The following is a 14,293-nucleotide window of genomic DNA, read 5'->3' as shown; positions in this document are numbered from 1 at the left end:
GAGGGTCACGACGGCGGAGTCCTGCCCTACCAGTGGTTGGGCGCAAACCTGCCCGTTGCCCACAGGTGCAGCACGGCGCGGATCTCATCCACCATCGCCTTTGGCTGGTGGACCACATCGTCATAGAAGTAGTGCAAAGTAAGGTGGCCCCCGAGCATGCCCGCTTTGTTTCTTCTGTGATCCTTCTTGATCTGCTTGGGTTCGAAGTGGCTCGATCCATCCAACTCGACCGCCAGGCATTCCTCCACGAGGCAGTCCACCTCCCCCACGCCCGGGAGGTCCACGTGCATTCTCACCTTGAGGCCCGCACGAACGAAATGGGTATGCGCCAGCACCTCCAGGAGGGAATCTGCCCGGGGAATCAGGAGGTCCAGCACCGCGCGGGCACGGCCGTTCCTGTTCCCGATGAGTTTCTTCCTCAGGAAACTGACCGAGATCTGTCCTGTGCCGGTGGCGGACTGCACCATGACCAGGGCTTCGAGCTCCGGCAGGCATCTCAGTGCGTGCAGGAGTACGTCCGCCAACGCAGCCACGGGGTACGCCAGCGTGGCTTCGTGAACGCACGCCCCGTGGTCAATCACTCCCTGCTTCGGCACACCGTTACCGCAGCTTAGGTGCAGGGCCTGGGGCGGATGAAGGACCCACAGACCATAGAAGCGTCCGGCCGAGACGCACGTCAGCTGCCCGTTGGCCCTGAAAGCGGCAAGAAGGTCGCGGTCCGCCTTAAACACTGCGTACACACCCCGCTGCGGACGGTACAGGCGGCCGGCAGCCACCGAAGCATCCAAACTGGATCCGCTGGAAGCCCGCCCGCAGGATGTCGCTTCTCCTGGCCACACCGCCGCGGCGGGCAAGGAAGAGTTCAAGGTCCATGACTTAAAGGTGGCCGTGCACCGGAGTCGCGGGCAGCCTTGGGCTTCGCCATGTAGACAATTATTGGCCGGGCCGCCGTCCCGACCCGTTTTGAGGCGTGAAACCTGCCAGAAGCCCCATATCGCGGCGTGTCTTCCACCCTCCTGAGCCAAAGAAGGTCACGACGGCGGGCACCGGGTCACAAAAGTGTGTGACACGCCGATTAACAAAGGACTTTGCAGATATGACAAACCTGTCATAGAGTGTTTCTGGGTCCACTGAATGCCTCCGGTGGATTTGATGCGAACGGAGAGACGGCCCCGGTTCCGCGCAGCGTATGACTCGTGACGCTGCGCAGAACCGGGGCCGTTCCGCATCTGCAGGCCCGGCTTCTGCAGACCGGGTTAAACAAGGAAGGCCCGGCACCTTGGGGGCGGGCCTTCCTTGGCGGGTCTGAAGCCGCAATACGCTAGCTGGCGCGGTCCACCACGGCGCGCGCGAAGCTGGACAGCGAGGCCTTCACCACGCCCTCCGGAAGCGGGGCCAGTGCGGCGATGGCGTCATCCGCCCAGGCGCGGGCCACCACCCAGGACTCCGCCGTGACCGGGTGCTCACGCAGCCCTGCGACGGCTTCGGCGAGGGCCTCGTCGGAGGAGAGGTCGCCGTCGATGAGCTTGAGAAGCTCGACGGCGGACTGGTCGCCGCCCGCTGCGGCGTTGCGGAGCAGCAGCACGGGCAGGGTGGGAACGCCTTCGCGCAGGTCCGTGCCCGGGGACTTGCCGGACTTGACCTTGACGCCCGTCACGTCGATGACGTCGTCCGCGAGCTGGAACGCCACGCCCACCTTCTCGCCGTACTCCACCAGGACCTGTTCGTAAGCCTCGTCGGCGCCGGAGAAGATGGCACCGAACTGCCCGGAGGCCGCCACGAGGGAGCCGGTCTTGTCCGCGATCACGGAGAGGTAGTGCTTCACCGGGTCCTCATCCGGGCGGGGCCCGACGGTTTCGTGCAGCTGGCCCAGGCACAGCCGCTCGAAGGTCCTGGCCTGGATGCCGAGCGCGCGCGAGCCCAGCTCGGACACCAGGATGGAGGCGCGGGCGAAGATGAGGTCGCCGGTGAGGACAGCCACGGAGTTGCCCCAGACCTCGTGGGCCGTGGGGGCGCCGCGGCGGAAGGGCGCCGAGTCCATGACGTCGTCGTGGTACAGGGTGGCAAGGTGCGTCAGTTCAACCACGACGGCGGCCTGCACCACGGCGGGCAGGGATGCGTCGCCCAGGTGGGCGCAGAGCAGGGTCAGCAGGGGGCGGATGCGCTTGCCGCCGGCTTCCACGAGGTGACGCGACGTTGCGTCAGCCAGGGGGTCGGAGTTGGCGATTGCTTCGCGGAGCTTCTTCTCCACCCGGGCAAGGTTGGTGGTGATGGCAGGACCCAGGTCGGGGTCTTCCGCGATGGCCGCAAAGCCTGCCGGCAGCTGCAGCCCGGTGGCGATGGCGGTGGTGTTGAGGCTGGGTTCGGAGTCCGGCAGGCCGTGCCCGGCGTGCGTCCAGCTGTGGTTCGCGGAGTTGGTCACGGGTTAACCCTAACTTTTTGTTGCGGAAACCGCTGATTTGGGGCCGGCGGGGGCAAGGGCAGAGGTGTTGGACGTGGCGGGAACCAGCAGTTCGAGCACGCGGATCACGCGGTCCTCGAAGCCCTTGGCCGACGGGTCGGTCAGGTTGGCCAGCAGACGGACCACGAAGCGCATGAGCACGGGGATGGGCATCCCTGTCCGCAGCGCGAGCTTCATGACGGCGGGCTTGCCGATCAGCGTTGCGAAGGCTCGGCCCAGCGTGAAGTGGGATCCCCACTGTTCACGCACATAGTCCTCGTACCCCGCGAGGCGGGTATCGGCGTCGGACGCGTTCCAGCCACCGGAAGCGACCCGCCCAGCGGCATCGATGATGAATTCGGCCGCGAAGCGGGCGGACTCCATGGCGTAGGAGATGCCCTCGCCGTTGAACGGGGACACCATGCCGCCGGCGTCGCCGAGGAGCAGCAGGCCAGGCGAGTAGTGCGGTGTGCGGTTGAAGCCCATGGGGAGGGCGGCGCCGCGGATCTCCCCCACCTGGTTTTCGGGCGTGAAGCCCCACTCGGAAGGCATGCCGGCGGTCCACTCGCGGAGCACCTGCTTGTAGTCCAGCTTGCCGAACTCCTTGGAGGAGTTGAGGATGCCCAGGCCCACGTTGGAGGTGCCGTCGCCGACGCCGAACACCCAGCCGTACCCGGGCAGGAGCTTGCCGTCGCGGCCTGGAAGTTCCAGCCAGCCTTCCATCCAGTCGTCGTCGTGCCGCGGACTCTGGAAATAGGTGCGCACCGCAACGCCCAGCGGCCGGTCGTCGCGCTTCTGGATGCCGAGCGAGACGGCGGTGCGCGTGGAGTTGCCGTCAGCGGCAAGCACGACGTCGGCACTGAAGTCGAGCGTCTCCCCCGTCTTCCGTCCGGACTCGTCAAGGACCGCAGCGCGCACCCCGGTCACGCGGCCGTCACCGTTGCGCAGCGCCTCGATGACGCTGTGGCGTTCCAGTACGGTGGCGCCGGCGGCCTGGGCGTGGCGGGCCAGTTCCTCGTCGAAGCCGAGCCGGGTGCGGATCAGGCCGTACTGCGGGAAGTCGGAGACCTCGGGCCACGGCAGTTCCAGGGTGCGGCCGCCGGCCAGCAGGCGCAGCCCCTTGTTCCGGCGCCAGCCGTCCTGCTCAGGGTGCGGCAAGCCGAGCTTCTGGATTTCACGGACAGCCCGTGGGGTGAGACCGTCGCCGCACACTTTTTCGCGCGGGAAGCTGGTCTTTTCCAGGACCGTGACGTCGATGCCGGCTTTGGCAAGGTAATACGCGGCGGTGGACCCGGCGGGACCCGCGCCAACAATCAGTACTTTCACAGCGTCAGCGCGCGGTCCGCGGAAGGTTGCGGCGCAGCTTGGCCACCGGACCGGTGTGGGCGGCGATGGCTTCCGCCGAGCCGTTGCCGCTGACCGGCTTGTGGGCCCGGTGTACGGCCACGATCCCGCCGCTCAGGTTGCGGTAGGTGACGTCCTGCCAGCCGGATTCCTGCAGCCAGGCGGCGAGGTGGTCCTGGTCCGGCCAGGCGCGGATCGATTCCGCCAGGTACACGTAGGCGTCCGGGTTGGACGAGACCTTGGTGGCAATGGCCGGCAGGGCGCGCATGAGGTACTCGGTATACATGGTGCGCCACAGCGGAACGACGGGCTGGGAGAACTCGGCGATGACCAGCTTGCCGCCCGGCTTGGTGACCCGGAGCATCTCGGCCAGGGCCTTCTTGGGCTCGTTGACGTTGCGCAGGCCGAAGGAGATGGTGCTGGCGTCGAAGGTGTTGTCAGCGAAGGGCAGGTTGGTGGCGTCCCCGGCGATGAAGTCGATATCGGGGCGGCGGCGCTTGCCCACCTTGAGCATGCCGAGGGAGAAATCGCAGGCAACCACATTTATGCCGGCATCGGCATAAGGCTCGCTGGAGGTTCCCGTTCCGGCGGCCAGGTCCAGCACCCGCTGGCCGGCCCGGACATCCATGGCTTCGACCACGACCTTGCGCCACCGGCGCGTCTGCCCCATCGAGAGGACATCGTTGACGACGTCGTATTTGGGTGCGACGTCGTCAAACATCGTGGCTACTTCGTCCGGACGCTTATCCAAGGATGCTCGGTTCACCATGTCATTGTCTCAAAAGATCAGCAGGCTCCGTGCCACGGGCGCGGCCGGGCGTGGTGGCCGTGGCAAACCGCCCGGAAACGCCCCCGGCTTGCTGCGCGGAGTAGTGTTGACCCATCATGACCAGCACCCTCCGCACCCTGACAGTCCCTTTGGATGGAGATTCGGCCCCCGAGGGACTGCCGCCGTATCTGGTCCGCGATGACGTTCTGTGCTGGACCCGCCGCGAGGCCGGCCTGGTGGGCTTCGGCGAAGTGGCGCGCTTCACTGCCACGGGCCCTGAGCGGTTCCTGGAGGCGGACATCTGGTGGCGCCACCTGGTCATCGAGGCAGACATCACGGACCAGGTGGAGTGCCCCGGCACCGGCCCGGTGGCGTTCGGATCCTTCGCTTTTTCCAAGGCTTCCGACCACGAGTCCCGCCTCATCGTGCCGGAGATCGTGGTGGGCGTCCGGGACGGCCGCGCCTGGCTCACCCAGATAACGGCCGACGACGGCGAACTCACCGAAGAGGGCGCCGTCGCCACCCTGAAGGGGTGGCTGGAGTCGGACCCGCCGCCCGCCGTCGTTCATTCCGACCCCGCGGCCCTGCAGGATCCCGCAACGCTGACGACCGGGTCCCTCAGCGAAGAGGACTGGATGGCCGCCGTCACCGCCGGCGTCACTGAGATCCGCACGGGGAAACTCGAGAAGCTCGTCCTGGCGCGGGACATCGTGGCCACCGTTCCCCACGGCGTCCATGCCGCCGAGGTGCTGCGGCAGCTGGCCAGCCGGTACCGGGAATGCTGGACCTACGGAGTGGACGGCCTGGTGGGGGCGACTCCCGAGATGCTCATCCAGGTGGAGGGACGAACCGCCCAGGCCAGGGTGCTCGCCGGGACGCTGGACCGCCGCGATGCCGTGGGCGAGGCCGGACTGCCGCTCGATTACGCCGAGCGGGTCCTGGCGGGGTCGGAGAAGCAGCGGCACGAGCACGAGATTGCCATCCAGTCGCTGACCACCCAGCTCGCACCCTTCTCCGAGGCCATGAACGCGCACGACGAGCCGTTCATCCTGGAGCTGCCGAACGTGTGGCACCTCGCCTCCGACGTCAAAGCTGAGCTCACCGAAGTGGAAGGCCACGTCCCCACGTGCCTGGCCCTGATCAACGCCCTGCATCCCACCGCCGCCGTCTGCGGCACCCCCACGCAGGTGGCGGGGGCACTGATCCGGAAACTCGAACACCTGGACCGAGGACCATACGCGGGCCCGGTGGGCTGGCTGGATGCCGCGGGCAACGGCGAGTGGGGCATCGCGCTCCGCGGGGCCGTCATCGAATCCCCCACTACCGTGCGGTTATATGCCGGCTGCGGAATCGTGGAGGGTTCGCAGCCCGAGGCGGAACTGGCGGAGACGTGGGCGAAGTTCCGGCCGATGCTGGAGTCGCTGGGAATCAGCAGCTGAGAGTGGCCAGCCTCTGACGACCGATCAGGCCATCCGGCTGGAAGCGTCCGGGATTCGGGACATCCCCCCGATTAAAACCCTTGAAAAGTGCTGTGGTTTAGTTATCAAATAGTGAAACTTAGTTTTCTGTGACGTACATCTCCTCAACGGCGATACACTATGAACCGATTTAGTTCCGCATACCCCTGCAACAAAAGGTAAAGAAATGCAGCTCAAGTCCCTTGCCACGGCCAAACTCAGCGCCAAGGCAGCCGCAATCCTCGCCGTCGGGGCCCTTACCCTCACCGCCTGCGGCGGCGGCAGCTCCACCCCCGCTGCCACCAGCACCAGCGGCGTCCAGCTGATCAACGCCGGAAAGCTCACCATCTGCTCCGACGTCCCCTACGAGCCGTTCGAATTCCAGAAGGACGGCAAGATCGTCGGCTTCGACATGGACATCGCAGCCGAACTGGCCAAGGACATGAACGCGGAAGTCAACGTGGTGGACAGCTCCTTCGAGGCCATCGAGACCGGCACCGCGCTGACGGGGTGCGACGTCTCCATCTCGTCCGTCTCCATCACGGACACCCGCAAGTCCGTCATGGACTTCTCCGACCCGTACCTGAACGACGACCTGACGCTGGTCGCCTCCGATGCCTCCGGCATCACCAACCTCGACAGTGCCAAGGGCAAGAAGGTGGGCGTCCAGCAGGCCACCACGGGTGCCAAGTACGCCAAGGACAAGGGCCTCGACGCGCAGCAGTTTGAGGACACCGGCCTCCTGGTCCAGGCGCTCAAGGCCGGCACCATCGACGCCGCCCTGGGCAACCAGTCGGTCCTCGGCTACGCCATCAAGGATGACGCCAAGTACAAGCGCGTCGAGAACTACGCCACGGGTGAGAAGCTCGGCATCGCCGTCAAGAAGGGCAACACCGCCATGCTTGAACAGGTCAACAAGACGCTCAAGCGCCTCACCGACGACGGAAGCCTCAAGAAGTTCGAGACCAACTGGTTCGGCGAAGCCGCCAAGTAGCCGGCGCGCCTGACGCCTACGCATCAGGGGCCCCGTCCGGGATCTGTTCACAGTCCGTACGGGGCCTCACCTGCGCAAAATGAATGTGAGACAACGATGGCAATGACCGCAATGACCGCACGACAGCGGGCAAGGGTGAGCCTGTACGTTCAGGCATCAATCTTTGTCGTGGCTGTGGCCGCGCTGATCCTGGCCACCGACTGGAAGACCATCGCTAACAGCGTATTCAACTTCGGCAAGCTCGCGCCGATCTTCCCGGATATCTTCGTCGTTGGCCTGACGAACACCCTGCTCTACACGGCCCTCGGCTTCATCCTCGGCCTCTCCGGCGGCTTGCTGCTGGCCCTGATGAAGCTCTCCAGCTTTCCCTTGTACCGGTGGATTGCCACCGGCTACATCGAGTTCTTCCGAGGTATCCCGGCGCTGCTGGTGTTCATCGCCTTTGGCTACGGCGTTCCGCTCGCCTTCGGCGTCCAGTGGAATGTCACCGTCATCGCGATGGTTTCCCTCGGCATGGTGGCTGCCGCCTACATCGCGGAAACGCTCCGTGCCGGCCTGCAGGCTGTTCCCAAGGGCCAGATGGAAGCCGCCCGTTCCTTGGGCATGCCGCAGTGGCGGGCGATGGTCACCATCGTCATCCCGCAGGCCTTTAAGATCGTGCTGCCGCCGCTTACCAACGAGATCATCCTCCTGACCAAAGACTCCTCATTGATCTACGTGCTTGGCCTGACGGCGTCCCAATATGACCTCACCAAGTTCGGCCGCGACGGCATCTCAAGCCTGGGCGCGGGCCTCACCCCGCTCCTGGTGGCCGGTGCTTTCTACCTGGTGATCACCATCCCGCTGAGCCTCCTGGCCCGGAAGTTCGAAAGCCGCTCCGCGCGGACCAAGCGATAGGCAGAGAAGTCAATGAACGACGTCGTAATTCACTCCCCCAGTCACAAGGGTGCCGTCCATGCCGCCGGCGTGGCCATCAAGGACCTGCGCAAGTCGTACGGCTCCAACGAGGTCCTCAAGGGCATCAGCCTGGACGTCGCACCCGGCGAAGTGGTGTGCCTGATCGGCCCGTCCGGCTCCGGCAAGTCCACCCTGCTGCGCTGCGTCAACCTGCTCGAGCAGCCCAACCAGGGCAGCATCCATGTGGGCGGCTTCGACGCGACCGACCCGGATGTGGACATCGACCGGATGCGCCGCAAGGTGGGCATGGTGTTCCAGCAGTTCAACCTGTTCCCGCACCTGAGCGCGCTGCGGAACTGCACAATTGCGCAGACCAAGGTGCTCAAGCGTTCGCAGGCGGAAGCCGACAGCATCGCCCGCGCCAACCTTGAGCGTGTGGGGCTGGGGCACCTTGCCGACCGGTTCCCGGACCAGCTCTCCGGCGGCCAGCAGCAGCGTGTGGCGATCGCCCGCGCGCTGAGCATGGACCCCGAACTGATGCTCTTCGACGAGCCCACGTCGGCGCTCGACCCTGAAACGGTCGGTGACGTCCTCTCGGTCATGCGGAACCTGGCCAAGGAAGGCATGACCATGCTGGTGGTCACGCACGAGATGGGCTTCGCCCGCGAGGTCGCCGACCGCGTGGTGTTCATGGACGGCGGCGTGGTGGTCGAGGAGGGCGCGGCCGAGCAGGTCATCGGCTCCCCCACCCAGGGCCGCACCAAGGAGTTCCTCCGCCGCGTGCTGGACCCCACCCACATCGAGATCGCCGAGTAGGCCCGCGCGCCCGCGGGACCGCACGACGCGCATTCCGTCCCCCGATGCGCAAATGCCCTGGCGCTGCTGGAATTCCAGTAGCGCCAAGGCATTTCTGCATCACGGGCGAATTTGCGCGTCGCCGGAAGCGTCGGCATCACTGTGCGGACCGAGCACGACGCCGGGGCACTCCTGCCGCTGCCAGCTTCCGTTCCAGCCGTCCCGGCGTCATCAGGTCGGCCCACACCCAACGGACCACGGTGCAGCCGGTAGCCCGGATCCGGTCCTCCCTGCATTTCTCGTCCACCACCACCTGAGACGGAGTCCGTCCCTTCAGGTATTCCGGCTTCATGTACTTTTCCACGCCGTCGAACTCTCCGGCGATACGGGCGCCGTCCCAGTAATAATCCGAGTAGCCAACCAAACCTGCCCCGTCCCGGATCTCGTGCTGCAGATCAGGTGCCTCGAAGCCTGCCACATGCATGAGTGCCCGGCTGTAGGACTCCCCCGGTGAGGCGGACCGCGCATCTGCGAACTCGACGGCCAGGGTGATCCGCCGCACTGCTGCGGTGGTGTAGTTTCCCTCGATTTCGGCGAGGAGCTGTTCCTTCCACAGTGCCGGCAGCTTCCTGGCCCTGTCGGATCTGAGCACGTGGTCCAGGGGAACGATGGCTTCTGCGAAGGATGTGAATGCAGCAAGGTCCAGGACAGTACGCACGCGGCCGGTCACCAAAAGGTCGTCGTGACGGAACACTTTCACGCCGGCCGGATCCGCGTAGTGCCGTCGGACGCCAGCCCGGGACCTGCCGCCGCCGTTCTGAAACGTCAGTGCATGCACCGGATGTTGATGGCCGACAGTCGGAACGCCCCAAACACTGGCCGCCGAATGCCAGGTGAACACCGTCGGCGAAGTAAAGGTTTCGGCCGCTGCTTGCACCTTCAGCCGGTACTGGTCCCATGGCTGGAGGGAGCCCCAGGTTTCCCCGTCCACATAGACTCCCTGCCGCAGCCGGACGAGCGCACCGGAACTACACCGGCGGGCAAGCATATTTGGCGTCAGTCCCTGCTGTATGTACTCGCGAGCGAGGATAAGTCTTGGTAGCTCTGCCATGGCTCGCAGTCTCGCAGGACAGGGTGCCGGTCCGACAGAAGTGCGTGCCGCCATGTGGATATCCCGGCGTTGACCACCGACAGCCAGAGGACACGGAAGTTACCCTGCGACGCGCAGATTACTCGGCGCGCACGGAATTTGCGCCGCGGCAGGTAATTGGCGCGTCGCCGGACAGGCAGCGCGTCGCCGGACAGGCACCGCGTCGCCGTGGCCTAGCCAGCGAGCACGCCAGCCACTGCCGAGCCCACCGCCGCCTTGATTCTGCCGTGCAGGGCCCGGAGTTCGTGCCGGTCGGTGCGCACCTCAATAATGGTGCGTCCGGCGAACGGCGCGGCAAGCGCCTCGGCGAGTCCCGCCGTCGTACCTACAAAACAGTGCCCGACGCCGTACGCTGCGGCGAGTGCCGCAATGTCCACTGAGTGCGGGGTACCAAAGAGGCGTTCGACGGCGTCCCCATAGCCGCCTGCCTCGGCGACAGCGCCGTGTTCGAGGAGGCTGAAGATCGCACCGCCGGCGTCGTTGAGCACGACGATGCGCAGCTGCGGCTGTTCCTCGCCCGCGCCGAGGAAGAGCCCGCCGGCGTCGTGCAGGAAGGTGACGTCGCCGAGCAGCAGGGTGGTTTCCTGGTGGCCGCCGAGTGCGATGCCGGTGGCGGTGGAGATGGTGCCGTCGATGCCGGCGAGGCCGCGGCTGGCAAAGACCGTGGCGGACGGTTCGGGTGCGGGCTGCCCGGCGAGGTCGACGTCCCGGATGCCGTTGGACGATCCCAGGACCAGTTGTCCGTGGCTGTGCTGCCACACGAGGGCGCCGACGGCGGGACCCGTTGCTGTCTCCTCCGTGGCGAGTATGCCGTCGACGGCATGCTGGGCCGCGGCACCGGCCAGCAGCCATGCATCCAGCCACGAGGATGACCCCCGCCCGGCAAACTCTGCGAGTTCATCCAGGCTGGCGATAGGCGTTTCCCGGCGCCGGCCGGCCTCGTACCAGGCCACCGGCACGGGCTGGTAGAGCGCCGCCGGGATGTCCGCACTGGCAAGCAGGGCCGACACCGGCCGGGACAGCGTTGGGCGTCCAAACACCACGGCACGCTCGATCGGCAGGGCGGAGTCCGGACCGAAGTGCTCCAGCAGCAGCCGGTACGGGCCCACAGCGTTGGGGCCGAAGCGGGAGTTGGATGATGGCTCGGCCAGCAGCGGCAGTCCGTGGGCGCGGGCAAACGCCTCGGCGACCGGACCGGCGTCGTGCCCGGCGAGGACAACAGTGCGCCGTTCGGGAAGGTGGGCCGGGGCGGGATCGAGGGTCATGGTGAGCGGGTCAGTGCCGATCCGGAACGTCCCGTGGCCGCGCTGTTCGGGCAGCCGCTCCCCCGCTTCGGGAACCAGGGGGTCGCGGAAAGCCAGGTTGAGCTGAACGGGTCCCGGCGGTGTGTCCTCGAAGGCACCGGTGGCAGCGGCCAGCGCCGTTTCCACCGCGCGCTGCGGGCTCGACCCGGCGGGGATGTCGACGGCGAAGCGCACGTGCTCACCGAAGAGGTCCAGCTGGATGGTGGTCTGGTTCGCGCCTGTTCCACGCAGTTCTTCCGACCGGTCAGCTGACAGCACCATCAGCGGGACGGCGGCGTGGTTGGCCTCCATCACTGCCGGCAGGAGATTCCCGACGGCGGTCCCCGACGTCGTCAGCACGGCTACCGGTGCGCCCGTGGCCAGGGACAGGCCGAGTGCGGTGAACCCGGCCGAGCGCTCGTCGATCCTGACCAGCAGCTCGACTTTCCCCGCCGCCGATGCCTCCGCCAGCGCGTAGGCCATGGGGGCGGACCGCGAGCCGGGAGCCACAACGACGTACCGGACTCCGCCGTCGAGCAGCGCGGCGACGGCGATCCGTGCGGAAGCGAGCGACGTCAGCGTGGGATTGTCACCGGCGTCGGCGTCGCTCGGCGAGTCAGAAGGGGTGCCGCCCGGCACGTCGGCAGGTTCCATGCGCGCGTCGGAAGTGGGGGCGGAAGGTCCGTCGGAGATGGATGCGGAAGGTGCGTCGGAAGTGGAGGCTGAAGGCTCGTCGGGCTCGGAAGTCACCGAACCAGTCTGCCACCAACCAGCCCTCTCTCACCTCCCGCCGCCCAACCCCAAACGCTCTCTCACCTCCCGCCGCTTAATCGGCAACGCTCTCTCACTTTCCCAAGGAAAGTGAGAGAGCGTTGCCCGGGAACCGGCAGGAGCTGATGGCGCGTCGGGAGAATCCCTGCAGGATCTGATGGCGCGTCGGGAAAAACCCTAGGCGTCGGTGCGGAACACCTGGATTACGGACGGGCGGGGAGCCCGGACCTGGCCAGGCCGGGCAGTTGCTCCGGCGGCAACGTAGTCCGGGAAGTAGGAGTTCGGGGCTTCGAATGTGCCCTCCTCCCCCGGGTGCTGCACCGAGACGAACACGGTGCGCTCGTCGTCGTGGATGATGGGGCCGCAGGTTTCGGCATCGCGGGGCACGGCGAGGAACTGCTCCACACGGCCGCGCTCGGCCCCCTCCAGGGTGACCTTGAACAGGCCGTCCGCCTTTCCGATGCCGGACGGTGCGCCGTCGGTGGAGATCCAGAGGTTGCCCACGGAATCGAAGGCAAGGTTGTCCGGGCAGGAGATCGGCGAGACCTTGTCGGCCGGGAAACCGGAGAAGTACGTGACGTCACCGGAAGAGGGATCGCCGCAGACCATGAGGAGGTTCCACGTGAACTTGGTGGACGTCTGGTCCCCGGTTTCCGTGATTTCCACGATGTGGCCGTCACGGTTGGCATTGCGGGGGTTGACCTCGGTGGCGCCCTCCTTGCCGATCTTGCCGCGGTCCGAGTTGTTGGTGCATGCCACGTAGACCTTGCCGGTGTGCAGGCTGGGTTCCACATCCTCGCAGCGGTCCATCTTGGTGGGGCCCACCTTGTCGGCGGCGATGCGGGTGTACACGAGCACTTCCTCGACGGACATGCCATCCACCTTGGACTTGCCGCCGACCACCAGGGGCAGCCATTCACCGGTGCCGTCGAAGGAACCGTCGGAGGGGACCTTGCCGGTGCCGTCGATTTCGGCAGCCGGGGAGTCGCCGTTGAACTTGGCAACGTAGAGGTCGCCCTCGGAGAGGAGCGTCATGTTGTGCTTGCGGTCGCCCTCGCGGTACTTGGCCTTCGAGACAAACTTGTACAGGTAGTCGAAGCGCTCGTCGTCGCCGGAGTAGGCCACCACGTGACCGGACCCGGCCACGATGACGTTGGCGCCTTCGTGCTTGAAGCGGCCCAGGGAAGAGTGCTTCTTGGGCGTGGAGGTGGGGTCGAACGGGTCAACCTCCACGATCCAGCCGAAGCGGTTGGCCTCATTTTCGTGGCCGGGGTTGTTGGTGTTGAAGCGCGGATCGTCCAGCTCCCACTGGCGGGCCGTGGGCTTGTTGGTGAGGCCGTAGCGCTTGTCGTAGGCGGACGTGCCGGGGGCAACGAAGTAGCCGTTGAAGTTCTCCTCGCCGGAGAGGATGGTGCCCCACGGGGTGGTGCCGCCGGCGCAGTTGCCCAGCGTGCCGTTGATCCAGCGGCCCTCTGGGTCGGCAACGGTCTTGACCAGCGCGGAGCCCGCAGCGGGCCCGGTGAGCTCGTAGCGCGTGCTGTTCAGGTACCGCCGGTTCAGGGGTGCACCCTGCACGTAGCTCCACGGCTTGTTCTTGTTCTTGCGCTCCAGCTCCACAACGGAGAGGCCATGAGCGGCCTGGCTGACCGCGCGCACCTCGCCGGCCGGCATGGACGGGGGGAACATGATGGCGTCGTTCGTGTACTCATGGTTGGCGAACAGCACTGCACGGCGGCCCTTGCTGCCGGGGATTTCGAGGATGTCCGTGTAGTCGTTGTTGTAGCCGAACTGGCGCTCCTGGGCGGAAGCGGTCTGCTTGTTCAGGTCGAAGGCGGGGGCACCCTTGAAGATCGGGTCGCCCCAGCGGATGACCGGCTGCCAGGTAAAGCCGGCCGGCACTGTCACGGCGTCGACGTCGGCAGCAATGGAAGGGATGGCAGTGAACTGCAGCTTGGACGCACCCCGGCCAAAGCCGTTCTTCGCAGCAGCCGACAGTCCCGTTCCGCCGTCGGCGACGGCCTTCTCGCTGCCGCTTACGGCACCGCCAAGCACGACGGCGAGGGCACCGGCGGCGCCAAAGCCCAGGGCGGCGCGGCGGGACAGCGTGGTGGAGGCAATGTCGCGGAAGTAGCTGTTCGAGCTCGTGTTGCAGACGTCGCCCGCGCAGGCGTTGTCGCACTTGAGCGCGCAGGTGATCGGGCTGCGCTTGCCTTTGGTGTGGCCGAGCATGGGCAGCAGAGCGAACTTGCGTCCGGAGATTTCAGACATGGGAGAGAGACCTTCCAAGGGTTTAGATGCGGCACCGCCACCCTTCCAGTGAAAGCCAACCGGAAGTCGACACTCGGATGAAGATCTGGTGAACTCGGCTTCCCCAGGTGAGCAAGGGTCCGTCG

11 protein-coding genes are annotated in these 14,293 nt (G+C 66.5%); 4 read left to right on the top strand and 7 right to left on the bottom strand.

The window, feature by feature from the left end; translation table 11 throughout:
- Positions 1 to 26: 26 nt before the first annotated feature.
- The 4 genes from ACFTR6_RS17800 to ACFTR6_RS17785 all read right to left on the bottom strand — a co-directional run bounded on the left by ACFTR6_RS17800 (position 27) and on the right by ACFTR6_RS17785 (position 4,550).
- Positions 27 to 776, bottom strand: a complete 750-nt coding sequence (locus ACFTR6_RS17800) for an endonuclease domain-containing protein (protein ID WP_377958836.1) — start codon at positions 774 to 776, stop codon at positions 27 to 29.
- A 545-nt stretch (positions 777 to 1,321) separates the two neighbouring features.
- Complete coding sequence (locus ACFTR6_RS17795) at positions 1,322 to 2,422, bottom strand: polyprenyl synthetase family protein (protein WP_076800986.1); 1,101 nt, start codon at positions 2,420 to 2,422, stop codon at positions 1,322 to 1,324.
- A 9-nt stretch (positions 2,423 to 2,431) separates the two neighbouring features.
- A complete protein-coding gene (locus ACFTR6_RS17790) occupies positions 2,432 to 3,766 on the bottom strand; it encodes a geranylgeranyl reductase family protein (protein ID WP_377958835.1) in 1,335 nt (444 codons plus the stop codon).
- A 4-nt stretch (positions 3,767 to 3,770) separates the two neighbouring features.
- Positions 3,771 to 4,550: a demethylmenaquinone methyltransferase gene (locus tag ACFTR6_RS17785; RefSeq protein WP_253250264.1), complete on the bottom strand. Its 780-nt coding sequence runs from the start codon at positions 4,548 to 4,550 to the stop codon at positions 3,771 to 3,773.
- A 119-nt stretch (positions 4,551 to 4,669) separates the two neighbouring features.
- Between ACFTR6_RS17785 and ACFTR6_RS17780 the strand changes: the two genes are divergently transcribed.
- The 4 genes from ACFTR6_RS17780 (at position 4,670) to ACFTR6_RS17765 (ending at position 8,717) form a co-directional block, all read left to right on the top strand.
- Complete coding sequence (locus tag ACFTR6_RS17780; protein ID WP_377958834.1) at positions 4,670 to 5,992, top strand: isochorismate synthase MenF; 1,323 nt, start codon at positions 4,670 to 4,672, stop codon at positions 5,990 to 5,992.
- Between the two features lie 205 nt (positions 5,993 to 6,197).
- Positions 6,198 to 7,004 (top strand): ABC transporter substrate-binding protein, encoded by an 807-nt coding sequence (locus ACFTR6_RS17775; RefSeq protein ID WP_377958833.1) that lies wholly within the window; start codon positions 6,198 to 6,200, stop codon positions 7,002 to 7,004.
- Positions 7,005 to 7,106: 102 nt separating this feature from the next.
- Positions 7,107 to 7,901: an amino acid ABC transporter permease gene (locus ACFTR6_RS17770; protein ID WP_076803765.1), complete on the top strand. Its 795-nt coding sequence runs from the start codon at positions 7,107 to 7,109 to the stop codon at positions 7,899 to 7,901.
- A 12-nt stretch (positions 7,902 to 7,913) separates the two neighbouring features.
- The gene (locus ACFTR6_RS17765; RefSeq protein ID WP_377958832.1) at positions 7,914 to 8,717 is read left to right on the top strand and encodes an amino acid ABC transporter ATP-binding protein; all 804 of its coding nucleotides are present in this window, start codon (positions 7,914 to 7,916) and stop codon (positions 8,715 to 8,717) included.
- 136 nt (positions 8,718 to 8,853) lie between these two features.
- Here the strand turns inward: ACFTR6_RS17765 and ACFTR6_RS17760 are convergent, their stop codons facing one another.
- From ACFTR6_RS17760 to ACFTR6_RS17750, 3 genes are all read right to left on the bottom strand, one after another.
- Positions 8,854 to 9,687 carry a hypothetical protein gene (locus ACFTR6_RS17760; protein WP_377958831.1) on the bottom strand — a complete coding sequence of 278 codons (834 nt, stop codon included), beginning with the start codon at positions 9,685 to 9,687 and terminating at the stop codon, positions 8,854 to 8,856.
- 332 nt (positions 9,688 to 10,019) lie between these two features.
- A complete protein-coding gene (gene menD, locus ACFTR6_RS17755) occupies positions 10,020 to 11,783 on the bottom strand; it encodes a 2-succinyl-5-enolpyruvyl-6-hydroxy-3-cyclohexene-1-carboxylic-acid synthase (protein ID WP_377958863.1) in 1,764 nt (587 codons plus the stop codon).
- Positions 11,784 to 12,077: 294 nt separating this feature from the next.
- A complete protein-coding gene (locus tag ACFTR6_RS17750; RefSeq protein WP_377958830.1) occupies positions 12,078 to 14,168 on the bottom strand; it encodes a PhoX family protein in 2,091 nt (696 codons plus the stop codon).
- Positions 14,169 to 14,293 lie beyond the last annotated feature (125 nt).

The organism is Arthrobacter sp. NPDC057009 (assembly GCF_042673905.1).
In the GTDB taxonomy this organism is placed as follows: domain Bacteria; phylum Actinomycetota; class Actinomycetes; order Actinomycetales; family Micrococcaceae; genus Arthrobacter.
This window is presented reverse-complemented; position numbering and strand designations above follow the sequence as displayed.

Excerpts from the sequence above, each read along its gene's own strand:
- ACFTR6_RS17780 (WP_377958834.1), top strand. The coding sequence starts at position 4,670 with ATGACCAGCACCCTCCGCACCCTGACAGTCCCTTTGGATGGAGATTCG.
- ACFTR6_RS17775 (WP_377958833.1), top strand. The coding sequence starts at position 6,198 with ATGCAGCTCAAGTCCCTTGCCACGGCCAAACTCAGCGCCAAGGCAGCC.
- ACFTR6_RS17770 (WP_076803765.1), top strand. The coding sequence starts at position 7,107 with ATGACCGCAATGACCGCACGACAGCGGGCAAGGGTGAGCCTGTACGTT.
- ACFTR6_RS17765 (WP_377958832.1), top strand. The coding sequence starts at position 7,914 with ATGAACGACGTCGTAATTCACTCCCCCAGTCACAAGGGTGCCGTCCAT.
- menD (WP_377958863.1), bottom strand. The coding sequence starts at position 11,783 with ATGGAACCTGCCGACGTGCCGGGCGGCACCCCTTCTGACTCGCCGAGC.
- ACFTR6_RS17750 (WP_377958830.1), bottom strand. The coding sequence starts at position 14,168 with ATGTCTGAAATCTCCGGACGCAAGTTCGCTCTGCTGCCCATGCTCGGC.